General features: G+C 38.3%; 21 protein-coding genes. 8 read left to right on the forward strand and 13 right to left on the reverse strand.

Annotation, left to right across the window (positions count from 1 at the left end; translation table 11 throughout):
* Window positions 1-82 precede the first annotated feature (82 nt).
* From V7783_RS05615 to tagH, 7 genes are read right to left on the reverse strand one after another with little or no spacing between them, the layout of a single operon-like run.
* A complete protein-coding gene (locus V7783_RS05615; RefSeq protein ID WP_335677976.1) occupies window positions 83-880 on the reverse strand; it encodes a PP2C family protein-serine/threonine phosphatase in 798 nt (265 codons plus the stop codon).
* Complete coding sequence (gene tagF / locus V7783_RS05620; protein WP_335677877.1) at window positions 870-1,601, reverse strand: type VI secretion system-associated protein TagF; 732 nt, start codon at window positions 1,599-1,601, stop codon at window positions 870-872. Before tagF ends, V7783_RS05615 begins: the two co-directional genes overlap by 11 nt.
* Window positions 1,583-5,083 (reverse strand): type VI secretion system membrane subunit TssM, encoded by a 3,501-nt coding sequence (gene tssM, locus V7783_RS05625; protein WP_335677878.1) that lies wholly within the window; start codon window positions 5,081-5,083, stop codon window positions 1,583-1,585. Before tssM ends, tagF begins: the two co-directional genes overlap by 19 nt.
* A gap of 10 nt (window positions 5,084-5,093) precedes the next feature.
* Window positions 5,094-6,374, reverse strand: a complete 1,281-nt coding sequence (tssL, locus tag V7783_RS05630; RefSeq protein ID WP_064664619.1) for a type VI secretion system protein TssL, long form — start codon at window positions 6,372-6,374, stop codon at window positions 5,094-5,096.
* A 21-nt stretch (window positions 6,375-6,395) separates the two neighbouring features.
* On the reverse strand, window positions 6,396-7,724 hold the full coding sequence (gene tssK, locus V7783_RS05635) for a type VI secretion system baseplate subunit TssK (protein ID WP_064664620.1): 1,329 nt from the start codon (window positions 7,722-7,724) through the stop codon (window positions 6,396-6,398).
* A gap of 12 nt (window positions 7,725-7,736) precedes the next feature.
* Window positions 7,737-8,201: a type VI secretion system lipoprotein TssJ gene (tssJ, locus tag V7783_RS05640; protein WP_335677879.1), complete on the reverse strand. Its 465-nt coding sequence runs from the start codon at window positions 8,199-8,201 to the stop codon at window positions 7,737-7,739.
* Window positions 8,202-8,218: 17 nt separating this feature from the next.
* Window positions 8,219-9,538, reverse strand: coding sequence for a type VI secretion system-associated FHA domain protein TagH (gene tagH, locus V7783_RS05645; protein ID WP_442961344.1), 1,320 nt, complete (start codon window positions 9,536-9,538; stop codon window positions 8,219-8,221).
* A 417-nt stretch (window positions 9,539-9,955) separates the two neighbouring features.
* Here tagH and V7783_RS05650 point away from each other — a divergent pair, with 417 nt between their 5' ends.
* Window positions 9,956-11,926: a serine/threonine protein kinase gene (locus tag V7783_RS05650; RefSeq protein ID WP_335677881.1), complete on the forward strand. Its 1,971-nt coding sequence runs from the start codon at window positions 9,956-9,958 to the stop codon at window positions 11,924-11,926.
* Window positions 11,927-12,168: 242 nt separating this feature from the next.
* The gene (locus V7783_RS05655) at window positions 12,169-12,513 is read left to right on the forward strand and encodes a PEGA domain-containing protein (RefSeq protein WP_335677882.1); all 345 of its coding nucleotides are present in this window, start codon (window positions 12,169-12,171) and stop codon (window positions 12,511-12,513) included.
* Window positions 12,514-12,695: 182 nt separating this feature from the next.
* On the opposite strand, the gene V7783_RS05660 is transcribed toward V7783_RS05655, so the two are convergent.
* Together V7783_RS05660 and V7783_RS05665 are read right to left on the reverse strand one after the other, a co-directional pair.
* Window positions 12,696-14,819, reverse strand: coding sequence for a methyl-accepting chemotaxis protein (locus V7783_RS05660; RefSeq protein WP_335677883.1), 2,124 nt, complete (start codon window positions 14,817-14,819; stop codon window positions 12,696-12,698).
* 177 nt (window positions 14,820-14,996) lie between these two features.
* Complete coding sequence (locus V7783_RS05665) at window positions 14,997-15,425, reverse strand: organic hydroperoxide resistance protein (RefSeq protein ID WP_335677884.1); 429 nt, start codon at window positions 15,423-15,425, stop codon at window positions 14,997-14,999.
* Between the two features lie 124 nt (window positions 15,426-15,549).
* On the opposite strand from V7783_RS05665, the gene V7783_RS05670 reads away from it, so the two are divergent.
* Both V7783_RS05670 and V7783_RS05675 read left to right on the forward strand, forming a co-directional pair.
* Window positions 15,550-15,981 carry a MarR family winged helix-turn-helix transcriptional regulator gene (locus tag V7783_RS05670; protein ID WP_335677885.1) on the forward strand — a complete coding sequence of 144 codons (432 nt, stop codon included), beginning with the start codon at window positions 15,550-15,552 and terminating at the stop codon, window positions 15,979-15,981.
* A gap of 120 nt (window positions 15,982-16,101) precedes the next feature.
* A complete protein-coding gene (locus V7783_RS05675) occupies window positions 16,102-17,112 on the forward strand; it encodes a zinc-binding alcohol dehydrogenase family protein (RefSeq protein WP_335677886.1) in 1,011 nt (336 codons plus the stop codon).
* A 68-nt stretch (window positions 17,113-17,180) separates the two neighbouring features.
* Here the strand turns inward: V7783_RS05675 and V7783_RS05680 are convergent, their stop codons facing one another.
* Together V7783_RS05680 and V7783_RS05685 are read right to left on the reverse strand one after the other, a co-directional pair.
* Window positions 17,181-18,218, reverse strand: a complete 1,038-nt coding sequence (locus V7783_RS05680) for an acyltransferase family protein (RefSeq protein WP_335677887.1) — start codon at window positions 18,216-18,218, stop codon at window positions 17,181-17,183.
* A gap of 41 nt (window positions 18,219-18,259) precedes the next feature.
* A complete protein-coding gene (locus V7783_RS05685; protein WP_335677888.1) occupies window positions 18,260-18,925 on the reverse strand; it encodes an alpha/beta hydrolase in 666 nt (221 codons plus the stop codon).
* A gap of 489 nt (window positions 18,926-19,414) precedes the next feature.
* Between V7783_RS05685 and V7783_RS05690 the strand changes: the two genes are divergently transcribed.
* Both V7783_RS05690 and astB read left to right on the forward strand, forming a co-directional pair.
* A complete protein-coding gene (locus tag V7783_RS05690) occupies window positions 19,415-19,645 on the forward strand; it encodes a helix-turn-helix domain-containing protein (protein ID WP_335677889.1) in 231 nt (76 codons plus the stop codon).
* Between the two features lie 62 nt (window positions 19,646-19,707).
* Complete coding sequence (astB, locus tag V7783_RS05695; protein WP_335677890.1) at window positions 19,708-21,048, forward strand: N-succinylarginine dihydrolase; 1,341 nt, start codon at window positions 19,708-19,710, stop codon at window positions 21,046-21,048.
* A gap of 85 nt (window positions 21,049-21,133) precedes the next feature.
* On the opposite strand, the gene V7783_RS05700 is transcribed toward astB, so the two are convergent.
* Entirely contained in the window at window positions 21,134-21,574 is a 441-nt protein-coding gene (locus tag V7783_RS05700; protein WP_335677891.1) for a hypothetical protein, read from the reverse strand.
* A 263-nt stretch (window positions 21,575-21,837) separates the two neighbouring features.
* On the opposite strand from V7783_RS05700, the gene V7783_RS05705 reads away from it, so the two are divergent.
* Window positions 21,838-22,833 carry a DUF4382 domain-containing protein gene (locus V7783_RS05705; protein ID WP_335677892.1) on the forward strand — a complete coding sequence of 332 codons (996 nt, stop codon included), beginning with the start codon at window positions 21,838-21,840 and terminating at the stop codon, window positions 22,831-22,833.
* A 65-nt stretch (window positions 22,834-22,898) separates the two neighbouring features.
* Here the strand turns inward: V7783_RS05705 and V7783_RS05710 are convergent, their stop codons facing one another.
* Window positions 22,899-23,753, reverse strand: coding sequence for a mechanosensitive ion channel family protein (locus V7783_RS05710; RefSeq protein ID WP_335677893.1), 855 nt, complete (start codon window positions 23,751-23,753; stop codon window positions 22,899-22,901).
* 364 nt (window positions 23,754-24,117) lie between these two features.
* On the opposite strand from V7783_RS05710, the gene V7783_RS05715 reads away from it, so the two are divergent.
* Window positions 24,118-24,798, forward strand: coding sequence for an SDR family oxidoreductase (locus V7783_RS05715; protein ID WP_335677894.1), 681 nt, complete (start codon window positions 24,118-24,120; stop codon window positions 24,796-24,798).
* Window positions 24,799-24,810 lie beyond the last annotated feature (12 nt).

The raw sequence follows: 24,810 nt of genomic DNA on the forward strand, positions 1-24,810 counted from the left end.
ACAATAAACCGGTATATTATATATAAGTCCATAAACTTATTTATTTTTTTAATATATAACCATTAAAAATAAATTTAAATATTTACTTTGTGAATAATGGGATTGTAGCCTCATCCTGAACATTAAATGAATGAGTTTTGTAATTACTAAGCTCTTTATCGTATTTAATCAAAATACACGTGACATTATCTTTTGCACCTCTAACAAGAGATGAATGCATAAGTGCCATACCAGAATCGATTATACTTGTAGGCTCTAATGAGCGGCGAATATCATTATCGGATAATTCGCCAGTTAATCCATCTGAGCACAATAAAAATATATCGCCTGATTTTACTTCATTTTGTACCACATCAACGTTAACATCCTGTGTAACTCCCACTGCACGGGTTATGACATTGGATAATGGATGATCTTTGGCTTCCTCAACAGAGATAACTCCTTCATCGATTAGATCGTTGATTTGGCTATGATCCTTTGAAACTTGCTGCAACTGACCATTACGCAGTAAATACGCTCGACTATCTCCCGCCCAGAGCACATAGTATTGCTCATTTTTGATGAACAAAACGGTCACTGTGCTACCCGCTGTTTTACTCCCTAAATATTGCGCACTGTATTCATTTAGTTGGCGGTTTGCATTTTCAATCGCAACGACAATATGCGACACAGTAAGCTCTTCAAATGTCAGTTCTTCAACGGTTGCCCTGATAGTATCGACAACGAGTTGACTTGCCACTTCACCAGCTTCATGGCCGCCCATACCATCAGCAACAACCCAGAGACTATGGCTATTTATTTCGACATGAGCATCTTCATTTAGCTGCCTAACAACACCGCGATGGGTAATCGCATAACTAGTGCTCAACTTACTCATCAGTACTTTTTACCTGTGTATAATTCCATTCCCATTGCTTCCATCGACCATCTAACATTGCTGCAACTTGATTAATGGCAGGAAGTCCTGCGGTGATAAGTACCATAGGCTTTATATTGCATGAACCATGAGTCCACCAAACGCTGTAATCGCCATATTTTTTACTTAAGACAGCATGCATTAGATCTTGTAAAGCTGTCTCTGTAAGTTCATCACCTGAAAACTCAAATGCCTCGCCAGTTTTATTCTTATCTGCCGTATTAAAGTAAGTCACCGCTTTTTGGGTGCCTTGAACAGCACCTAAGGTTTTCGCAACTTCTTTGCGCCAAGCAAAAAGATCAACTGAGTTATCAAGTACCTTCAACACAACATCTTCGTAAGCTAATGAAAAAACGCCAGAGTTAAGAACATCAATAGGTGCGTACTCTAATGTACTTGCTACGGTAAATGGATAATGCCGTCCTACCGCATCCATGCTTGGCATTAAAGTCCCCATTACTCCTTTATCTCCAACAATATTCGCGGACAAAGCAAAGTGCCATACAGGGCCTGTTAAATAATTATTTTGCCACACTTCGCCAAGCTGCTCTTTGCTTACAGCAATCGCAGCTTGCAGCCACTTTTCCCAATGTTCAGCGAACTCTTTAGATACACTATCTTGTACAAAATCACCTAAACTAGGGACTTTACCCAAATAGCCAATATTTATAATCGGGTCGGACATGAAAACTTCTCTATACTCTTATTCCAAAATGGATGCCTAATTGAATTCGGTAATAGTTCTACTTTTGCGTTATTGCCCATGAGAGCAAAATGCAACGTTAGATCTTCCCGTGTTTTACTTCGTTTAGCACTTAGTTCATCAAGCATACGATATAACGACCATTCACCTTGGTAAGTGGTATTAATAGAGCGTCCGCCATTAGGTGGAGTAAATACAACGCGTGTTTTACTTTGTCCTGTGGATCCAGGCCAAACAAAATTACTCACTTTTAATGGCCCGTGTCTATAGGTCATTGATTGACCATCAATCTCAAGCATAAAACTCGAGATTGTTTGATCTAATTCTAAAGGTTTCAAGCCGAACTCAATCCTTGGTGTGCTGCTACCACCATCAAAAAATGCGAGCTGTATTTGATTTGCAAGTTCAAACATTGCCAAAGTTTCTCGGCTAACACCGATATCTTTTTCAAACTTCCATGGTCGTGAACTCATATCAACACTCGGTGCAACGTAGCTATTGAAGAAGCTATCGATCGTACCGCTTGGTCCAAAGAATCGAGTAAAGTCTTTTAAATTCACTTCTTTATCTGCATAAGGTGAGAATGGGTAACGACCAACAATGGCGGCATTGTATTCTCGCAAAACTTTACTTTTCCAAATCTCATTTAAGTGTCTATTGGCACTATTTTTAGTGATATTACTGGTATCTCGACTAATATCTAACAGCCAGCTATTAAAAGGGTACGGTAAGTCACGACTTTGGAATTCTAGTTGGCGGATAAAACTAGGCTTACTTTTACCGCTGATTTGATCTTTAATGGATGACTTCAACTGATCGCCACGGTCAAGTTTAGTTAAATAAACATTCAGCTCCCTAAGGTTCTTTTGCATATTATCTAACTGCTGAGCGTCAATTTTAAGCACATCCTCAAATGCTTCTTCCACTTGATACCCTGGTAACTTGATATCAAATTTTGGCGTTTCGTCAGGTAAGAACCGTTTGATGCGATTCGCCTTTGTTTGCATCGCAACTTCAGCAGCATTGGCTGCAACTTTACCGGCTGCTTTTTGATTTTCAGAGACTGGCAATTGAGTTAACTGCACATTTTTCTGCACTGCTAGAATGATGTTTTTAATTGGAGTTTCTGAACCAGCTAACACATCAGTGATATTAACCCCTTCAGCAGGAGAGCTATATTGGTTTAAATTTAGATCATCAAGAAATGACTGCCAATAGTAGATATAGTCCTGAAAATAACGCTGTTCTAATTTCTTTTCTATCTCATCTTTGGAGATATCATAAGTTCCAGATGCTTCTTCTCCGTACACCCAACTGCTCGCCATTAGGTTTCCTAGCATCTTACTTTTTTCGATATTAAAAATGCCATGGAAACCATTGAACGTATATAAGCCAGGGATGCTTCGAGTTAACTCACTGTTATTGCGAAATGAAAACTTTTGGGCGCTTTCAAAACTAATGATATCTGTCAATCTAAATGGTGGAATACTACTGTCGAGAAAGTCTGCTTGAAGCCTTTGATATGCTCTCTCAGCAATTGGTAATTTTGTCAGCTCAGCACGAGCAATTTTAACGGCTTGATTATCAACTTCTTCATAAGCAACACCTTTTTCAAGTAATGCTGCAATATGATCCATTAAATCGAGACGAGTTTGTGTATTTTTCTCACCAGGAAAGCTACGTTCTAAGTATGCATCAAACCAGACGACTATGTCATCACGCTCAAAATACTCAGGTTGAAACAACATTAAATAACACTTCAGTGTCTCGTACAAATAGCTTAAGTGCTCAGGGTGAGTTTCCATTTCCTTCGTCAAGGTATTGAGAACAAAAGGCGCCAAGAAAGTTTGTAACGCTCTGTCGTAAGCATCATTCGACGATTGTTTAATTTCAGTTAATTTATTAAACCCAACCGATGACGAGTCTTGCTCATTATTAAACGCATTACTACGCGCAGGAAGTGCTCGTAATGAATTGAGCCTGTCATTAAGTACCAGTACATTGCTGCGATCAAAAGATGCCGCATCTATTTCTTGATATGACTCAATTGCCTCTTCAGTGACCGTGATAAGGTTATTATTCCATGCATAGCTAAAATACCATGATGCCGAAAAACCAAGCACACAAGCACACGCCAAAGAGATACTTGCTATGCGCAACCATTTGTTTTGCTTATCATGATGTTTGTTAGTACTTGCTAAGTTTTGCTCAGGGAAAATGACTCTTTCTAGTACATTTTTTATGAAAAAACTCTTCGATTGATTTATATAGCTGCCGCTTGTGTTATTTCCTTCACTTAAAAGACTGGCCGGAGTCCCTTCTTGAGTCGCGCTGGTTAAATATACTCCCCTAAACATAGGGAGTTCTTCATATGCATTAGGGGTGAAAATTTCTTTCAAAAATGCGTCGCCTACACCTTGTAATACGCGAAGTTGTCTTGGAAATTCAAAAATTTTTGCTCTTATTTCTTCATTGCGTTCATTAATCAAACGCCGATTTAACAGCTCTGTTAACTTAGCTATAAGTGTATGAAACTCTTTATTAAATGCATCAACTTGGGTGTTTTTATCTAAATCAAGTTCAAATGTAACCCCCCATACTTGTTCACACTCTTCTTCGCTTAATTCAGCAAAAAACTCTCTAAAACCTTCTATTAAGTCAACTTTTGAGAAAATAACATAAACAGGAAAAGTCATTCCGAGCTGATTTTGTAACTCTTGCAGACGTTGCTTAATTGCACGCGCATGTAGGTTTCGCTCTGTTTTAGTTTGGCTCATTAACTCAGAGATACCCATACTGATCATTACGCCATTGATTGGTCGTAATGGACGGTATTTACGCAGTAAACCTAAAAAGCCTTCCCAAGCACGTGAGTCATGTTTTGCATGACTACTTTGTGTGGTGTAACGCCCTGCCGTATCAATGAGTACAGCTTTGTTAGTAAACCACCAATCACAATTTCGCGTGCCACCGACACCATGAATTAAATCAACCCCAAGCTTATCTTTTAATGGATAATCTAAGCCGGAATTGTTGATCACCGTTGTTTTTCCTGCACCCGGTGGTCCTATCATGATATACCAAGGTAATTGATAGATATTCTTTCCCTTAAAGAGTTTTACATCTTTAAGTAAATCAATAGCTTCACCCATTCTTGTTTTTAGGGTCGTAATCTCTTCATTAACTTCATTACTGTTTGAGTCATCACTGTCAATTAACTCATTTGCCATTTTTTCATCACGTTTACTTTGACGAGTCAAACGGTATATTTTCGTGATCGCAAAAATAAGAATAACCACTAAAATAGTAAGTAATCTCGAGGCAACACTCGCCAATGGCACATTACCAGCAATGGCAATTAATGGGCCGCCAAACCAAATTAGTAATGACAGTGCGCTAAAACCAATAATTAGGATTGCTGTACGCGATGTAAGTAGGTATGTGATTTTCTGTAAAAAGTTCATTCCAGCCCCATTAAAATAATAAATCAATTTCAATTCGTCGGTTTAATGACCGAGAAGCTGAATCTGAATTGCTAGCGATTGGTTCGGCAGCACCTTTTCCTTCAGGCCACAAGCGGCCGCTAAGGTTAGTACTTTTAGCCATAGAATTAGCAACTTGAGTTGCTCTAGCTAAAGAAAGATGCCAGTTAGAGGGATACTTATCGGTGCGAATAGGCGTGTCATCTGTATGGCCTGTTATTAAAATCCGCCCCTTTGTACCTTCTAAACTCAGTGCTAGTTTTTCAAGTATTGGCTGAAATGAAGGTAATAGTTTTGAGTCACCTTGGTTAAACAAGCTTTCACTATTGATAGTGATCCGAATGCGATCGTTACTCTTTTCTACAGAGACAATCCCCATCTGAATCTCGGTTTGTAAAAGTTGTTCTAACACTTGCAGTTGCTGATCTTTTTTATCAATACTGTGCGTTTGGGCTAATGGATGGATCACCGCCAACTTTTCATTTACCAACACAACTTGATCATTAAGTTTCATATTGATAAATAGGTAAACAATTAATAATGCTAAACCTAAAACTGAAAAAATAACCCATAGAGGTACTTGGTTTCTAAGCTCAACACCTGCTGCAACCCGTTCTTTCCAGTTAGGCGATAACTTGTTGTTAATAGGTCCATCTAGTTGGTTTAGTAGGTGATAAATGCGAGAGCGGTATTCTTCAACTTTATTATCGCCGACACTATCAACTCGATACTTGCCCTTAAAACCTAAATTTAAGCAGTGATATTGTAATTCTAAAAACGCTTTATGTTGCTCTGGTTGCCCAAGAGCATTATCCAATAAGGTATAGAAATACTCGCCACCAAAGGTTTCTTTATGAAACGTTGACAACAAACTTTCATCAGCCCATTCCATCGAACTCCACTTAGAGTTTAGAACTGATTCATCCAGAATTGCACATAAACAATAGCGCGAATTTTCAATTACTTCTTTGGGCAGCACTTGGTTTCTGACTTCAACTTCAAAACGTTTAATCGCTTCAACACAACGATGCTTCAAAGCAGCTAAATTTGTCATTTCTTTAGCTTGGTTGATCGATATAACCAGTGAAAAACAATCGGTAGCAGCTTCTAATAATGGGTTTTTGAAAATAGAAACTTTCGTATTACTAGCAACAGCATTTGCTATTGGCTCAATAGACATAACTGTCTTTTCAGGATCAGTTGCTGTTTTTGAGTTATTTGAAGTGTCACGCCCAAGTCTGCCAGGGCGTGGTTTGATAATGGTTTCATCCATTGAAACTCTTCCTTTTAACAGTTAAGTTCGTATAGCCCAAAGGCTTAATTGTAACTCTGGGTAACTACCAGATAAGTGAATGGCGATCCCACCACTTGTGCGAAGCTTTTCCCAATGCTGACCATGCTTGTTCAACTCAAAATAATGAAAACCTGCATGATACGGAATTTGCCTTGGTGCTGTAGGTAAACTGCTGATTGTTATACCTGGGATCTGGTTATTAACTAGGTCACGAATAGTTTCAACGCTACCGATTTTAACCTGGGAAGGTAAAACTTTACGCAACTCTTCATGGGGTACACTCGCTTTAATAGCGAGAATAAACTGACCAGAATCAAGAATCGACTTATCTTTTAAAGCACCAAATGAAATACCAAATTTACTTTGCTCCAGCTTAATTTCTGTTGCTGTTTGCTCAATCACATGACTTAAAGATTGATATAGGAAATTCACTATTTCACCAAATACAGCTCCTAAATTATCATGTTCATATTTAGGGAGTTTTGGAACGCGTTTATTTGCAGTACTGAATGTTGCCAGTTCACCTGATAGTTCAATTAAACGCGTATAAAGAATATTTGGATGTAAATTATTGACCATTAACAAACTATCAAATACCGCATCATACTTATTTAGTGTTTGCAGCATAATAAAATCAGCAACTGAAGTACTGCCCGCATAGCCTTGACATAAACGTACAGCAATACTTTCTGAACGCTGTTTGATCATTGCACCAATTTCTCTTACTAATCCTAGCAGAGGCTTACACTGTGCAACTTTTAGCGAAGCAGGAATAAACTTACTATCAAGCTTGATCCGACCTTCAGTACTTACTTCAGTAATTTTAGCTAAAGGTAAAAGTATGAATCCAGCGTGATCATCTGAACCTAATACCAGTTTGCTATAAATTTTTGCAACTTGAATAGTCTCTTGTGATTGCGGACCCAATGAATCATCATTTACCGCTAAATCGGTGAGCTTATAACGCGTAACTAAATTTTCGTCCGCAGCTGAGATGTTAATACCACTGGCTTTCAGTGCTGGGATTGCCAAATAAACAATTTCATTATAGGTGTCTTTGTTGACAACCAAAGGCTCAGGTAATGACGTTGACCTTGGCATATCAACAGGTAATAAATCAGGAGTAATTGCCGACAACGAGTCGATTGCAAACTGCCCTGTATTTAACAACTCAGTGTCAATATCTAACTCTAGAATTCCCCACGGATCAGCTAAATTACCATTACACACTTGCTTAATTAAATGTGAAAAATGTTTATCTGATTGTTGAAAGTGTTGCGGTCTTAAGAACATCCCTTCAGTCCAAGCAACACGAGTGGTATCACTCATTTTATATCCTTATTAATGCTCTCTCATGTATGTTGCAATTGATTCAACATTTACATCGATATCGTCATAACCGGTAGGATCAACTTCTATTACCGCTCTCCATCGGGCTTGATCTATGTTCCTATACGCTACCACTACTCCTACATAGCGAGTATTACGATTAAGGCTCATCTCATAGTTTTGCACTGAACCAGGTTGTAATTCTAATTCATCTTTCTTAAGTAAATCAGGGCCTAGTAACTTCTCTGGCGCCTCATACAAACTAAAAAAGTCTTGTGTATCAAATATAGTTCTTGAGCTTAGCTCAAAAATTTTCATCACAACTGGAGAAGGTCGCTCAGAAGTATCAGGGTTTACATTTTCTGATACATTAATAATTAATTCTGTTGATGGCGGAACAAACTTATTCATTGTCGAACAGCCCATTATCAAAAATAGTAAACTAAAACTCAGTAAGTAGAGCTTAATGTTACGCATTATTTACTTTCCTTTTTTTAAAAAGTTTCTTGAATTTTATCATTGTATGCTTTGAGGAAATCATCTGATAATGCCATTGCACCTTTAGCATTAACGTCACGTGATAACTCGTCATGCAGGTTTTGATACAACTTCCAGCTTTTCGATTCTGATTGGCCAGGAATTATTTTCAAAATATTAGAGTTATCATTCACTTGTTGATTTATGTGAGAAGGTGAAACTTGCTCTAATATTCCCTTTAATACACCATCAGCTCCTGCTAATAAAGCATGTTCATGCCTACGAGTATCGATGAAACTTTCTTTAATCGATTCTCGAGAAGATAGGAAGCTTGCACTATTAATTATGAATAAGTTCTGAATAACATCGTCTATATTGGCCGAAAATTTGATTGGGTTATTTTGCTGGGTTTGAAACAGAGTTTGATTAACACGTAATTGATTTTTCACCAATGCTCTTTGGCGTAACGATTCCATCAATTCGGTTAAAAGAAGATTTAACCCTTGGCCCATTTCAAACCATAATTTTTCAGTCGTTATAGCATTTTGCAGTTCAGGTTTGACGCCAAGCCCTTTTAAAAAAGCACTTGTTAGTTCTGCGCTGTTTGCGATTGGCTTTGTTTCGAGAGTGGGTTGAGCTGCAGGAGTCGATACTTGAACTTCCTTCGCGACTTCTGGCTTTATATCAACAGCTGCAGGAGCTTCGATTTTAGGCTCTGTTGTGCTCGCGGTTGTATGACTGGCTATTCCACTGTGATTGCTAGAATTAGCCATTTCAGGATTCAATAAATGTGCGATCTCATCCCAATTTTCCGGGATCTGGCTCTGTGATTGTGAATGTTCAGCATGCGCCATAGCAACTTTTGGCATTGGTTCATTCATAATTGAATCATTATAAAAGTGCTCAGAGTTTGAATCACGATTAGCAGAATCAAAATGTTGCGATTGAGTAGCGGCGTTATTATTTTTTGCCATTGTCACAGAGCTAAACTCATCGATAGGAGCTGTAACGGAGTTTGCTGCTGCGATTTTAACTTCTATTTGAAAATCACCTACCGTTAAAATATCACTATCAGCTAATTTTTGCTTATTACCTTGGCCAATGGCTGAGACACTATAATTTGAATAGATACCATTTGTAGAAGTATCAATCACAACAAACGAGTCACCTTCCTTCTCGATACGACCATGCTTACTTGAGATAATTTTTTCAGGATCAGGTAAATGCCAGTCACATGCTTGTGAGCGGCCAAAGATAAGTGAATCTTTTACAGTTTTAGATGCTTCTATTTCAGGCGAGAGTCGATGATAACTAGTAATGTTTAGTATCAGTTCCATTTGATGTGTTAATCCCATATTCTACATTCCTATTAGAATAAATTAGAAGAGAAACTATTGTCAACATTGAAATTAATACTTGGGGATATTAGAGGGTCATTTAAAACGACAAATAGAGATTAATAATATAGTCTTATTTTCTGTTTATTTAAATTATTAAAATCAATAAAATTAAGCCTGTATGTTCCTATTTGAAACCAAAAGAATCACTTTACAACACTGTTTTACATACAAATAACATCAAAAATTATATCTAATGAATAAAATAAATATATAATTAGCAGAAGTACTACAATAGAAACATTGCTTATAGTGTTAAATTTTGTAAAAATAGCGGGCTAATCAAAGGGAATATTGATAAAAATTACAAAAAGCACCTTTGCAATTATTTAACTATCTACAATAAAAGGATTTATAATGAGCGGTATCAATAACTCAAATGATAAAACTCAAATCGCTTCGCTGGAGTCTAGCGTTAGATCTTCCCAACCACAAAGTAAACTCAATTTAGTTGGAAAAAAAATATCTGGACGATATTTAGTTGAGGAACTCATTGGGCAAGGTGGCATGTGCTACATTTATAGAGCTAGGGATTTGTTTTTAGAAAGTCCTACCAGTCCAGAAGTACATGTTGCACTCAAAGTGTTACTAGAGGAATTTAGTCAATCTGAAGAGGCAATAACATTACTTAAAGATGAAACGACTAAAACTCAACAACTTTCACATCCTAATATTGTTAAAGTATTTTCAGCTAGCTCTGACAGCGATCTGCACTACGTTACAATGGAACTTGTTGAAGGTGAAACATTAGAGCAAATAATAAAACGCAATAAACCTTCAGGTATGCCTTTTAAAAAAGCGCATATTATCCTGCAACAACTTGCAGATGCACTGATTTATGCTCACTCACGAAACGTTATTCATAATGATTTAAAACCTTCTAACATTATTTTTGATTCAAATGGACGCTTGAAAGTTCTCGACTTTGGCATTGCTAAACATAAAACAATTGAAGATGCATATGCGTTTAATAATAGTAAAAATGTCGCAGCAGTTGGTGGTTATACGCCAACCTATGCAAGCCCTGAGCAACTTCAAGGGGCTGACGCATCTGTAAAAGATGATATATTTTCGTATGCATGTATTGCCTATGAGCTATTGAGCAGTAAGCACCCATTTGATCGAGTTGCCGCAGATAAGCTTGCCAAAGAGACAACAGCAAAACGCCCTAGTAATTGTCCACTATGGCTTTGGGGTCGTTTACAAAAAGCGATGTCATTGGATGCCACAAAAAGGTTAGGCTCATTACAGGCTGTATCAACTAAACTTACAAGCAATTTCAAACCAGCTATCGTTGCAAGTGTCTGTGTAGTCGCCATTACCGTTTTTATTAGCCAGTTTTATGCCTCAAATTCGACACAAATAAAGCAGTTAGAAGCAAAGCTTGAAAATGCCAATGCAATTAACCAGCAAGTTGAAACATGGATGTCCTGGCATGGCTCTGAGGTCCTAACTAAACTAGCTGAGATCCCTCCTCAATATGACGTGCTTAAACAAGGGTTATTAAGAGTCAATCAAGCAAGTATCTTGCAAGATTTCAATGTTAAAGCTAATCAGTTAAATAATCAGTCTGGTAAATTTAAGGATTTTGATGGCACGATCAGCCTATACTCTAACGCATTGGAGTACTACCCTGATTCTGAAAAACTAACCGTTCAATTAGAAAGTATTTTAAGAGAGCGTCAATCAATAGTCTTTGACATAACATCAAGAATTGACTTGCTGTTAGAGCAATCACGTTATGATGAACTTGATAATAACAACATAATTAAATTGATTGAGGACTTAAAAGTTGTTGATAGTGGTTATGTGTACCAACCAAAAGAAATACACATCAACAACTTCAAAACAGCCTTAGAGCAATCAATTGAAGATGACAATGTTGTTGCTCAAAAAGTGTTATTAGATGTAGGGAAAGCTATCTTCACAGCCGGGCAGAAGTCTGAATTACAATTTAATGAATTATTAAAAAGGGAATCTGCGATAGAAGTCCTAAGCCTTTATCAACAGAAAATAAACTTAGGCGAGCAAGCAACTTTTCCAACTAAAGATGCAATAATTTTCTATCAACCTCGCTTTGACCGTTACTTTGAAAAGTTAGCAGCAATTGAAAATTATCAAGAGTTATTAGCCTTTGAAGAATTAGTTAATTCAGAGTCAACTGATTTACCGAATGACTTTACTTTGTTAGTCGCTTTTAAAGAAGAGCTTTCTAAGCGTTACATCACAATGGCAAATGGCTTATTAAAGCAAAAGATGTATAAAACAGCTGAAAAATTAGTTGAGCGAAGTGAAGAGATAACTCGCTTGCTTGATAGTTTGCTATAAAAGTACACAGGCTGACACTCACTAATTGCAGCCACTTACTGATATTAATATCTTAAGCTAGCCAAGGCTGTATAGCTCTACTAGCTTAAAAAATATGATTATTCTCGCGAATAAAATAACTTACTAATAGACCACTAATTCGATGTAATTAGTATAACGAGAGTCAAGGATGACTTGGAGGCTATCTAACTTCCACTTACTCCTTAAGGGCTTTCAGCATTTTAAATTTATATGGAGTTTTTATGAAAAAGATAAGCACCTTAGCTGCAATATTAATCCTAAGTGGTTGCTCGACTACCGCTACAGTAGACGAAACAGCTCAAGTAACTGAGGATACCACGACAGAAATTCAACCACCTGTTGAAGACGTAGTTGATGTAATTTCTTTAACTGTGGCAACTCAACCTGCTGATGCGCGCGTACGCATTATGAATATCAAACCAAAATATGAAAGTGGTATTGAGCTAAAAGAAGGCAAGTACGATGTAGAAGTAAGTAAGCCTGGTTATAGTACTTACCGTGAATGGGTCGTGGTTGATAAGAGAACAATTTTAACCGTTGAGTTAAATAAAGCTGAAGAAATTTAGTAAGCAAAGCGATATAAAACATGCCTTTAAACATGTAACCGTACATGTTTAAAGGCTATAAAATAGTTCTACAATTGTTTGCACATTAATAAATTAATTAAACACCCTATCTTTGTAAGTCATAAATTGCATAGTAGTCTGCGCAATTGCAGCTATTCAGTGCAATGACTAGTCGCAATTATTTACTCAGTTTTTAACTTATTTAACTCGTCATCTTGCTGAGCAACTAATTGATTAAGCATTTGGCTACCATCACCCGCTTGGGTTGATAATTCAGCTAGTTGTGATGCAGCATCTGAGATCAGCGTTAAATTACGATTTATCTCCTCAGTAACTGAGCTTTGCTCCTCAGCCGCGGTTGCTATTTGGGTGATCTGGTTAGTAATTTCTTCCACTTTCACCACCACGCTATGTAAGGCATCAAAGGCTACGGTTGTCTCATCCACCGCAGTTTGTGCCCTCACGACGCCTTGCTCAATCACTTTAGAGGCATTGCCAACTTCTAGCTGTAAATTATCAATTAAGCCACTGATATCGTCTGTTGAGGCACGTGTTTTTGAAGCAAGCGCTCTGACTTCATCAGCAACGACAGCAAAGCCACGACCCTGCTCACCAGCACGGGCGGCCTCGATAGCAGCATTGAGTGCGAGTAAATTAGTTTGCTCTGAAATAGTTCGGATCACATCTAAAATCTGTGTGATGTCGTTACTGCGTGCGGCTACTTTTTCAACCGCTTGATTAGCTTCTTTTATTTCTTCAGACATAGTTTTAACCTGCGAGACTGCAGACGATAAACTTGCCTCACTTCGCACCACTAAGGTATTGATCTCATCGGCTTGTTGCGCAGACTGCTCAGAAGCGCGGGCAACCTCGAGTGCGGTCGCACTCATTTCATTCATTGCCGTTACTACACTTTCTATTTCTTGAAATTGCGCTTGTACATTCTGTTTTGTGTCAACCGCAACATGGGCGGCAATTTGAGCTTGTTCTTTAGTTTGCCCTGAAACATCTTTTAATTGCGCAATCAAGTCACGTAATTTTTCTAAAAACGCATTAAAGCCGATAGCAAGTGCAATTAACTCAGCATGACTATCAACACTTAATGTTTGGGTTAAGTCCCCTTCACTACTGGCTAAGTTATCAACCCTCTGCTGAATTTGTTGCAGTGGTGCCACAATACTTTTTACCACTAAGGTCATGATGATAAATGCAGCGCCGGCAATCACTAAACCTGAAATTAAAATTAGCCCTCCGAGGGTATTGGCGTTGTCTTGCATACTGTCGCTTAGTTGTTGTGGCCCTTGCAGTGCAAGCGCGGCGGGAACTTCCACTAACAGTGTCCATTTTTTTCCTGCCAATTTAATGTCAATTGGGTAATTAACTAAATATTCACTACTAACCTCTTGCACACTCGCCTGTTTGTCCAAATTTCTATAATGATCAAAAATTGCTGCTGGCACAGCTTCTTTAAGTGGCCGACCTAATTTTTCTTTATAGTGACTACTGCCGACAATTAAATCGAGTGAGCTTAGTAATGTCACACGGGCTTGACCGTTATATAGCTCTTTTGATAACTGCTCTGTCATGGTTTGAAATACAGGCAAGGTAATATCAACACCACTTAAGCCAATAAACTTCCCTGAACGCAATATTGGTACAGTCAACGAGGTCATCATTTCTGAGTAACCAGGTGATATTTCGTACAGGTAGGGTTCCATAATGCAGGGTTGTTGATTTTCCTTGGCGCATAAATACCATTCGGCTTCACGTTGGCCAAATTCATTTAACGTTGTGACATACTTTTCTTTGGCATCTTCGACCACTTGTTGTTCAATCACTCCCTCACGACTGCGCGTAAAGTAAATTTCTAAGGTGCCTTGACCTGCCACTGAATGGTCATACCCATTCATATATTGTTGATCGTTACCATCAAAGCCATTGACTTCAAATTGAGAGTAAATTGACGAGAGTAATGAGTTACCAGCAATGATTGAACGATTGATCTGCTCCACAGATTCGCGGGTTAGAGTATCTGCGGCACTTTGGCTACCTAATGTTGCTGCCAGAGAAAAAGGCACGCGATAAGCTTCATTAATAAAACCAGCAATTTTTTCACCGTAGGCTGCAGCATTAGTGAGTAGTTTATCTTCAACTTCTGCAACAATCAGCTTTTCAGCCTGTACTGAGAGTACTTTATTACTACTTGAAAGTTGCCACCACAGCACACTTGACAATACCAATACTGTTAAAAATATACTGCCTAAAGTGAGCCAAAGTAATTTTTTTGCTAACGCTAACTGCCGCATTCCTGTTTTCCTCTAATTAAACTACATAAAGAGTTTAGTCTAATTATGAAATGATACAGTAGATTATTGAAAAAACTTGATTAACTGACTGCTCCAAATCCCTCCATCTTGGCTGAATGTTTAAATGAGATCACCGTGGTATACCAACTTAGCACAGGCTAAGTTGGTATATAGAAATTAAATTACTGATAACTCAACCGCAATATTGCCACGGGTTGCATTTGAATATGGGCAAACTTCATGTGCTTTAGCAACCAACTGCTCAGCAGTGGCTTTATCAACATCACCAACAAACACAGCTAGTTTTACCGCAATACCAAAACCGCCCTCGATTGGACCAATTGATACCTCAGAGTCAATACGGGTATCTGCTGGTAGTTTTACTTTTTCTTGGCCTGCAACTAATTTTAATGCACCAATAAAACAGGCAGCGTAACCCGCTGCAAATAATTGCTCAGGGTTTGTACCTTGGCCATCATCGCCACCTAAACCTTTAGGTGTTGAAAGTGCAACATCTAAACGGCCATCGTCAGATTTTGCAGTGCCTTCACGGCCACCTGTTGCAGTTGCGTTAGCTGTATATGCGACTTGTAGTAATTCTTTCATGGTATTTTCCTTGTTTAAGTGAGAATTAAATTTACTTTGCGTGCAAAACAATAGACCAATTTATTGAACATTGCAAATACTTTGCATACAAACTAAAATACACATTCACTATTTGAGAGTCGCTATGAAATACCCACAACTAAAATTAGATAATCAACTTTGTCATCGCTTGTATATGGCATCCAACTCCGTTGTGCGCGCCTATCGAGATGCGCTCAACGCACTTGAACTGACCTACCCTCAATACGTGGTGATGATGGCGCTGTGGGAAGAAGATGAAGTAACCATAGCCCAATTACTGCAAAAAACCGCCATAGATGGTGGGGCAATGACCCAAATTTTAAAAAAAATGACCGATAAGCAATTATTAATGGTTATTAAAGATGATAATGACAAGCGCAAGAAACTTGTAAAACTGCAATCGCATGGGGTGAAAATGCAGTTTCAAGCGGCTGCAATTCCGCAGCAAATACGCTGCCAGTTCCCGTCAATCAATGAACAAGAAGCAATGCAGTTAATTTCTCTGCTCGATAAACTCAATACAGATTTAAGCTAGCGAGTGGTAATTAATTTATTATCAAACAATATTTGATAGTGATTCAGTTATAACGCCCTTTTTCTATTATAAAGCTGCGCTATAGTGTGCATATAGAAATTTGATTCAACGGAGCAATTCATGAAAGCCATTGGTTACCAAACTGCAACAAAAATACTTAACGAAGATTCTTTTGCCGTTATTGAATTACCTACACCAACGGCACAAGGCCGTGATTTATTGGTGGCGGTAAATGCTATTTCAGTAAACCCTGTTGATGCTAAAATTCGCGCTAATGTCAGCCCAGAACAAGGCCATAAAATCATTGGTTGGGATGCGGTGGGTATTGTTAAAGCCGTTGGTGAAAAAGTTAGTTTATTTAATGTAGGCGATCGCGTTTATTACGCCGGAGATTTAACTCGCGCTGGCAGTAATGCTGAATTTCAACTTGTGGACGAGCGTATTGTCGGTAAAGCACCGGTATCGTTGAGTGACGCAGAAGCTGCAGCACTGCCATTAACCAGCATTACCGCTTGGGAATTATTATTTGACCGCTTGCAAGTATCACGCACCAAAGATGCAAAACCGGCCTCGTTATTAGTAATAGGTGCTGCAGGTGGTGTTGGCTCGATTTTAGTGCAATTGGCAAAGCAGCTTACTAACTTAACGGTTGTCGGCACTGCATCAAGAGCTGATAGTGTGAAATGGCTAAACGAATTAGGTGTTGAACATGTACTTGACCACTCAAAAGGTTTAGATGCACAACGAACTGAGCATAACCTTGGGGAATTTGACTACGTTATTAGCCTAACTCATACCGATCAACATCTTGATGAAATAATCAAAGTGATCAAACCACAAGGTAAACTGGCACTCATTGATGATCCTGCCAGCTTTGATATTTTAAAACTCAAACGCAAAAGTATCTCGCTGCATTGGGAGTTTATGTACACCCGTTCAATGTTTCAAACAGACGATATGATAGCCCAACATCAGTTACTGACTGAATTAGCAGAATTGGTTGATAACGGCACCATTAAAACCACCTTAGGCCAACATTTAGGAAAAATTAATATAGAAAATCTACTTAAAGCGCACGCTATATTAGAGTCTCATCAATCACGCGGTAAGTTGGTACTTGAAGGGTTTTAACTAATCCAATTACCGTAGTAGTGCTGTCATAATATTTGCACACTACTCATTACTTCAGACCAAAGCTTTTATCTCAAAGCTTTAGTCGCGTTTTTTATGTTTCTCGATTTAGTACTACGTATTAAATTTGCTATAGGTTTTTCAAAGTAGCTATACGACAGATAGGCCACCAAGACACTAGCAAACATTGAAACTAACAATTTAATTTCTATAGATAAATTAAGTTTGTTCACTTGCACGATAATCGGCATATGCAGTAAATACAAAGAATATGAGACTTTACCTAATAAATCAGTGATCTTATTAGCTAACAAAACGTTATTATCAGGAACCAAAAACACAACTGCAAAAAACACACAACTCATTACCAGCAGTACTTCATAACTTAACCACATCTTACGTTTAGCGTCGGATGTTACTGGCGTAAACTCTGGATACAATAACGGTATCAGACAAAGCGAAAATACAAAGCAATGCTTTTTAAGGTAGCTTGGTATTACTAATGACTTGTAATGTAAACCAAAAATAACCCCTATAAAAAAGAAAGGAAGGCTGCGGATTGAATTGAACACGTTGTAGGGAATACCATTTAAATCACCACTTATCCTTGGAAAATTTGTCAAAAACAAGACAATCATCACTGTGATTATTGATACATAAATATATCCAACTCGATTTTTAGCAAAAATCCAAAAAATGATAAAAATCAGATAAAACTGCACCTCTGGCGGGATAGACCAGAGCACGCTTGCGCCATCTAAAAACAATAAGTGACCCAATAGAATGTTAACGTTAGGTATGTCATACAACAGGTTTTGGTCAAACTGAGTGAATAAATATGAGCCCAATACAACAGCTAAATAAAGTGGTAGCACTCTGCTAGCTCGGGCTAAAAAATAATGTTTAACATGCTCTTTATTAAACGCTTTTTCTAAATAGAGGTAAGACATTAAAAAACCACTTAACATAAAAAATAACATCACCCCATACGCGCCGGAACCACCACCCAACGCACCATCAAACCAGTTAGTTATATCACTAAAATGGGTTATAAAAACAATCATTGCAGCTATGCCGCGTAAGGCATTTAACTTCCTAATTTCCAAAACGGTTCCTTGTCTGTGTTAATTTAAATAGACTTGTGCATCTAGTTTCCAGCACGATGATGGGTTGATTGTTTCAGCCATGTTTTGACTGGTACCACCCATTGCGCTAATGGTTTATAAAAAGCGCCATGCTCTTTATCGGTGCTGATTGATATTTCAGTAAAACGCTTTACATCTTTACTACGATCTATTAGCAACTGACAAGAACCCACCTCATCCGAAGTTTCAAATATCGAATAAATATTTCCATACGCCTCTAACTCTGGATTATTTTGTAAGTAACGACCGCAACCAGCCAAAATAATATAAGTTACATCCTTATTCGCCAGTAAATTAGATGTCAAAATAGTAATAGCACCACCTCGGGAAAAACCTATCAATGAAATATTGCCGGCTGGAACACCCTTTGCGATAAGTAAACGTACATCGTTTGCTAGTTTTTCAGCAAAAGCTTTAGGCTGAGTGTTTTTAGCCCTGTGATATGCAATCAGATTATAATCAGCATCGGCAAGCGCTGCTTTTATTTCTGGAAATTCATAAGTTCCCCAACGCGAATTAACTGGCCTTGGATTAGTCCCTTCGACAATCAACCCGTGAGAATAAAACACATATTTTTGCTGAGCTTCAATAGTTGATGGGAATGCAGTAAAAACCTCCCCAGCAAAAGATGCGCTAGAAAACAGTAATAAGAATAATAATTTAAACATAATAGGACATATTTATTAGTTATTTAAAAAATGGCTGTACATAAAGCGCCAAATCCAGAGAAAAACATCACCACTAAAGCAATAATCATTAAAAACTCATTTTTATACAATGCGTTAACTAACAACTGTAAGGTTTAATTTATAATAATGTATATTTACTGTTAATACACTCCTTTTGCTCCAGCAAAGTGCAAAACCATCATTATTTTTCACTACTTTAGTGCTTATACTCATTCGACATTCAGCAGCAGAAACTCAAGCTGTTGATCTTAATTAACTAAAAATAATTATGCAGGCTGGCACAGATCTTCCTTATAGATAAAGGTAACTCATTAATGGTGAGTTTTAATTTCATTTACCTCGTTTACAGGGAGCGAGCTATGGCTAACTTTTATCACATGTTGTATTTATTATGGCGCTTAGACATTAGTGTTTGGCATGTACATCATGCTAACGATCCACACACTACATCGGAAAAGGAGCGTAGATATGTTAAATAACTATTCGCTCTTAGACGAAGCGCTAAAAAAGCTATCGGTGCATCAATTAACAATCAGCGAAGCATCTGAGCATTATGATTTACCGAAACGCGTTATTTATAAAGCACTGCGTCAACAGCAAGCAAGAATATCGCAACAAAAAACGTATTTACTCGCGGCGCAAAAACGTTTGCAACACAACTTGCAAACAGTGGAGCTAGAGTTAGCTAATTTTAATTAAACCATCGTAGGTTATTTTCTGTATAGTTTAATCACTTACTATAAGAAAACTACAGGATGATCATGACAGCAGTAGAAGTAAATTTTGATGGCCTTGTTGGCCCGACTCATAACTACGCGGGATTATCATATGGTAACGTTGCATCATTAAGTAATGCAGCCAGTTACTCAAATCCAAAAGAGGCGGTGTTGCAAGGCCTTGCAAAAATGAAAGCAATGCATGATTTAGGGCTGACCCAAGGTGTTTTTGCTCCACATGCGCGACCTGACATCAACGTATTACGACGTTTAGGTTTTACAGGTAAAGATAATGAAGTGATCAGCAAAGCATTCAAAACAGATCCGGTACTTTTACGTGCCTGTTATTCAGCTTCTGCCATGTGGACTGCAAATGCAGCAACCGTTTCTCCTTCTGCCGATACACTCGACGGCAAAGTTCACTTTACTGCTGCGAACTTAAATAACAAATTTCATCGTTCGTTAGAGCCTGTAACCACGACTCGCTTACTCAAAGCTATGTTTAATAATGATGACTATTTTAGTCATCATGAGCATTTATACGAACAGGGCTTCTTTGGTGATGAAGGTGCAGCTAATCATACTCGCCTCACCGATGCGCATGGCAAGCAAGGTTTAGAGTTATTTGTATTTGGTGCGAGTAGTTTTAACAGTGCATTACCCAAGCCTACTAAGTTCCCAGCACGGCAAACACTTGAAGCATCGCAAGCTATTTGTCGATTGCATCAATTAAAATCAGAAAGCCAATTATTACTGCAACAAAACCCTGCAGTAATTGACCAAGGTGTGTTCCATAATGACGTTATTGCCGTAGGTAACGCTAATGTTCTACTGTGCCACGAACAAGCATTTTTGAATCAAAAAGATGCCCTTCAACAAGTTAGAAACGCCTACCAAGGTGACGAAACGCTACATATTATTGAAGTGCCCAGTGCAAAAGTAAGCATTGAAGATGCTGTCACCAGTTACTTATTTAACAGTCAATTGGTGAGTTTAAGCAACGGTAAAATGCTGCTGGTAGCACCTCAAGAGTGCCATAATAACAGTGCAGTTAATGCCTACATCAATGAGCTTATTAGTGCTGATAACCCAATTAATCAAGTGCAGTTTTTTGATCTTAAACAGAGCATGCAAAACGGTGGAGGCCCCGCATGTTTACGTTTAAGAGTGGCATTAAATCAACAAGAGTTGGCAGCGGTAAACCCAGCTGTGACTTTAAATGATAGTAAGTACCAACAATTATGTTCTTGGGCAAATAAACACTATCGTGACAAGCTCAGTAATGACGACTTTGCCGATGCTAATTTATTGACCGAAAGCTGGCAAGCGCTCGACGAGTTAACTCAGATTTTAAACTTAGGCTCTGTATATCCATTCCAGCGCTAACTGGTACTGAGTGTCAATTTTTAATCCCCTATCTAGCACTATTGCTGTTAGTTATAAGTAACTAACAGCAATATAAGAAGCGTTTTTAGCAGTAGTCATTACGAGTTTGTAATGTCTTAAGCCATTCAAATAAGCCATTTTCATAACGTTTTAAACGTTGTTGGTGCTTAGCAGTCAGCGCATAGAAAGGTGCCACACAAATAAACTTATCGCCCATAATAATCACACCTCTTATGCCACATATTGAATAAGGACGAATAAACCGAATTTGCTGAGCAGCAAAGTAACTCGCTCGATTATAAATAGAAAGCGTGTGCACACCATACTTACATACGGTGAGTGTTTTTTTACCATTAAAAAGCAGCGTGATAATCAGCGTCGTAAAGGCCAAAGCTAAAGTACCGGCTAATATATTTAACCCACTTTCAGGGCTAACTAGGTATCCCAGTAACAATAACGAATCGATAAAAAGTAACATTATTAATGTGTTTACTTCACTTTGTTTTTCTAAATCTAAAACTTGCATGCTTGGTTCCTGACTTTATTGTTGCATAGCGTTTCATTGCCAAGTTACCAAGCAAATGTGGAACAAAAATGGAGAAACTTCATTAAGTTAGTAAATTATCAGGTGAGCTATTTTCATCTGTCATGCATTTATTTCATAAAGTCACCGCATCAAAATGTCCAGTTAAACTTTCCAACTTCCGCAACAATTCATTAACTCCAATTCAAGTTACGTTAAGTATGACCCTCTATACTTACGCCAACACTGAGAAAAAAGGTTAAATTATGAATATCAAAACAACACTATTAAGCAGCGCTATTTTAGTTGCACTCACTGCATGTGGTGGCTCAGACAACAATGACTCACCTACACCACCGCAATCTGCAAAATTTAGTTTAGGCGTCTCTGATGCACCCGTTAGCGGCTTACGCGAAGTTAATGTCGTATTTAACTCTATCACCCTAAGACAAGCTAATGGCGAAGAAGATATTACCTTTGAAACACGTGAAGCAGATGACGAAACTAAACCTGAAATGGTAAACCTGCTTGATTACACTGGCGATGATATTTTCTCATTATTAGATGATGAAGACGTGCCTGCAGGCGAATATTCATGGATCCGTGCCGATGTTATTAATGGCGATGAAAACAATCTCACCATGACTTCGCACGTTGTTTATGAAGATGGTAGTATTGCACCATTGATTGTTAAACGTAAAGGTAATGACGGTATAGGTGAAATCCAACTTGACGGCTTCACCCTTAATCAAGCAGATAATGATTTTGTACTTGAGTTTGATTTGAAAAAATCACTGGTTGATCCACAAAACGGTGATGAAATATTTTTAAAACCCCGCGGCGTGCGTTTAGAAAATTTAGCTGAGTCAGAAGACATTGAAGGCACAGTAAGTGATGCGCTTATTGCCAATTGCGAAACAGATAATATCGCAATAGCCGCTGAAGATGGCTCATTTGGCCATGCTGTGTATCTTTATAACAGTGATGTAGCAGAGCCATTGGATATTTACGAAGTAAACGAAAATGAAACACCTGCTGATGCCCCGCTGGCAACAGCAAATGTGGTATTTGATAGCGAAGACAATCAATATGAGTTTGAGCTTGCCTTCATCACTGCTGGTGATTATCAACTAGCTTATACTTGTGCAGCACACATTGATGACGCTGAAATACAAGACGAAGCATTTACGCTTTATCAAGTTAAACCTATTACCGTAACCGCTGGTGATGATGTTGACGTGACTTTCACTATTAGCCAATAGGTTAAGTATAAAGCCACTCAGTGTTAGCTGACTGGCTTTATTTAGATACATTTACAAGCTACGTTTTATACATCTTTATTAACGGTTACCGCCGATGCCATAGACTCAGCGATATGCAAAGTGCGCTGCGGAAATGGAATTGTTAGGCCTGCTTGCTCAATAGACTCTTTCACCCGTTTATTAAGATCCCACACAGTTTGCCAATAATCGCCGTTCACCGTCCATGCACGCAATTGAATATTTACTGCGCTTTCGCCAATTGATGCCACCATTACTTTTGGTGCGGGCTCTGGTAATAATCGGCTTTCTGACGCGGCGATTTCTTTAAGTACATTTAAGCCATCGTCTATTGAGTTTGCAAACGAAATACCCACTACAATATCCATACGTCTTTTGCCATTGCGAGTGAAGTTTTTAATATTCCCCCCCCACACTTTACCATTGGGTGAGGCGATATACAGGCCATCATTAGTTTTAAAAATGGTGGTAAAGAGGTTTATTTCACTAACTGAACCGACAGTGCCACTGGCGTCAACAAAATCACCTACTTTAAATGGTCTAAGTATCAGTAACATGATACCCGCAGCTATGTTACTTAAGGTATTTTTAAGCGCTAAACCTATAGCTAAACCGGCAGCTCCCATCAGCGCTATTAAACTTGCCGTGTTAACCCCAAAAATATCTAAAATAAACAATCCAGCAATGATATACACCAAGTAGCCTGCCACACTCGATAGGATCGGCAGTAAGGTTTTATCCACATTCCTAAGTGGTGACTTAGTGTTTTTAATCGCTTTTTTAACAGAGCGCGCAATAAGTGCACTGGCAATAACAATAGCCAACGCTAAAATCAGGTTATAACCTAAAGTCATTATGGTTTCTGAATGGTTTTGCCAAAATACTAAAAGCTTATCTTTCACGTTTTATTTCCGATAATAATTGCTGTAATTAAGCAAGGTTAAACATAGCTTACACAAGATATAACCACTGTTATAAGCCAAAAGGTTTGAGCCGATATAACCCGTTGCGATTTGTAGCCTGCTAAAAAATAAGCCTGCCTCAAAGCGAAACCGCGCGATTATATAGCATAATAAATATAAACCTAACTTTTTATTTTATTATTTAAAAACAATTAAAAATCAGTAATTTAAGTTAATAACAAAGTAAAAAACAATTGAAATATGTTTATATAACATACATTCAATAGAGGTTAATCCGCACCTGTTAGAGTCATAACCAGAGGTGATCAAACTCATTATCCGCTCTCTAATCTAGGAGAAAGTCATGAGCAAAGAAAAAGTCGTACTAATTACAGGTGCTTCCAGTGGTATTGGTGAAGCAACAGCAAAAACCTTAGTAAACAACGGTCATAAAGTAATTTTGACCGCGCGCAGTGAAGATAAACTCAATGCGCTGGTTGAAGAATTAGGGGCTGATAATGCATTAGCCGTTTGCGCAGATGCCACTGATTTTTCATCGCTTGAAAAAGTAGTTAATGCAGGTGTAATACACTTTGGCCGACTAGATGTAGCATTTGCCAATGCCGGTATGGGTGTACAAACCCCAGGAGTTGAAGAAGGCGAGCCAAAGCAATGGCAAACAATGATTGATATCAACATCAACGCACTGCTTTACACTGCAAAACTTACTCTACCACACCTTAGAAAAACCACTGGGCACTTTATTTTAACCAGCTCCGCCGCAGGGCGTATAGCGCTAAAAGGCTCTGTGTATGGTGCAACAAAATGGTTTGCTTACGGCTTTGGACAAAACCTCGCAGAAGAAATGAAAGAGTGGCAAGGCCGCTGTACTACAATTGCCCCAGGCATGGTCAATACGCCATTTTTTGATCAAGCCAAACCCGACAAACTCGATCCAACAGATGTAGCTGATGCCGTGCTATTCGCAATCGAAGCAGACAAACGCTGTAATGTTCGAGAGCTCTTTTTAATGCCAAGTAAGTAAAAATAAGTCTTT

It is taken from the genome of Pseudoalteromonas sp. (assembly GCF_036960685.1).
In the GTDB taxonomy this organism is placed as follows: domain Bacteria; phylum Pseudomonadota; class Gammaproteobacteria; order Enterobacterales; family Alteromonadaceae; genus Pseudoalteromonas.

What these genes read in the sequence shown, in the direction of transcription:
- tagF (WP_335677877.1), bottom strand. Translation starts at nt 1,601, where the DNA reads ATGTCCGACCCGATTATAAATATTGGCTATTTGGGTAAAGTCCCTAGT.
- tssM (WP_335677878.1), bottom strand. Translation starts at nt 5,083, where the DNA reads ATGAACTTTTTACAGAAAATCACATACCTACTTACATCGCGTACAGCA.
- tssL (WP_064664619.1), bottom strand. Translation starts at nt 6,374, where the DNA reads ATGGATGAAACCATTATCAAACCACGCCCTGGCAGACTTGGGCGTGAC.
- tssK (WP_064664620.1), bottom strand. Translation starts at nt 7,724, where the DNA reads ATGAGTGATACCACTCGTGTTGCTTGGACTGAAGGGATGTTCTTAAGA.
- tssJ (WP_335677879.1), bottom strand. Translation starts at nt 8,201, where the DNA reads ATGCGTAACATTAAGCTCTACTTACTGAGTTTTAGTTTACTATTTTTG.
- tagH (WP_442961344.1), bottom strand. Translation starts at nt 9,538, where the DNA reads ATGGAACTGATACTAAACATTACTAGTTATCATCGACTCTCGCCTGAA.
- V7783_RS05650 (WP_335677881.1), top strand. Translation starts at nt 9,956, where the DNA reads ATGAGCGGTATCAATAACTCAAATGATAAAACTCAAATCGCTTCGCTG.
- V7783_RS05655 (WP_335677882.1), top strand. Translation starts at nt 12,169, where the DNA reads ATGAAAAAGATAAGCACCTTAGCTGCAATATTAATCCTAAGTGGTTGC.
- V7783_RS05660 (WP_335677883.1), bottom strand. Translation starts at nt 14,819, where the DNA reads ATGCGGCAGTTAGCGTTAGCAAAAAAATTACTTTGGCTCACTTTAGGC.
- V7783_RS05665 (WP_335677884.1), bottom strand. Translation starts at nt 15,425, where the DNA reads ATGAAAGAATTACTACAAGTCGCATATACAGCTAACGCAACTGCAACA.
- V7783_RS05670 (WP_335677885.1), top strand. Translation starts at nt 15,550, where the DNA reads ATGAAATACCCACAACTAAAATTAGATAATCAACTTTGTCATCGCTTG.
- V7783_RS05675 (WP_335677886.1), top strand. Translation starts at nt 16,102, where the DNA reads ATGAAAGCCATTGGTTACCAAACTGCAACAAAAATACTTAACGAAGAT.
- V7783_RS05685 (WP_335677888.1), bottom strand. Translation starts at nt 18,925, where the DNA reads ATGTTTAAATTATTATTCTTATTACTGTTTTCTAGCGCATCTTTTGCT.
- V7783_RS05690 (WP_335677889.1), top strand. Translation starts at nt 19,415, where the DNA reads ATGTTAAATAACTATTCGCTCTTAGACGAAGCGCTAAAAAAGCTATCG.
- astB (WP_335677890.1), top strand. Translation starts at nt 19,708, where the DNA reads ATGACAGCAGTAGAAGTAAATTTTGATGGCCTTGTTGGCCCGACTCAT.
- V7783_RS05700 (WP_335677891.1), bottom strand. Translation starts at nt 21,574, where the DNA reads ATGCAAGTTTTAGATTTAGAAAAACAAAGTGAAGTAAACACATTAATA.
- V7783_RS05705 (WP_335677892.1), top strand. Translation starts at nt 21,838, where the DNA reads ATGAATATCAAAACAACACTATTAAGCAGCGCTATTTTAGTTGCACTC.
- V7783_RS05715 (WP_335677894.1), top strand. Translation starts at nt 24,118, where the DNA reads ATGAGCAAAGAAAAAGTCGTACTAATTACAGGTGCTTCCAGTGGTATT.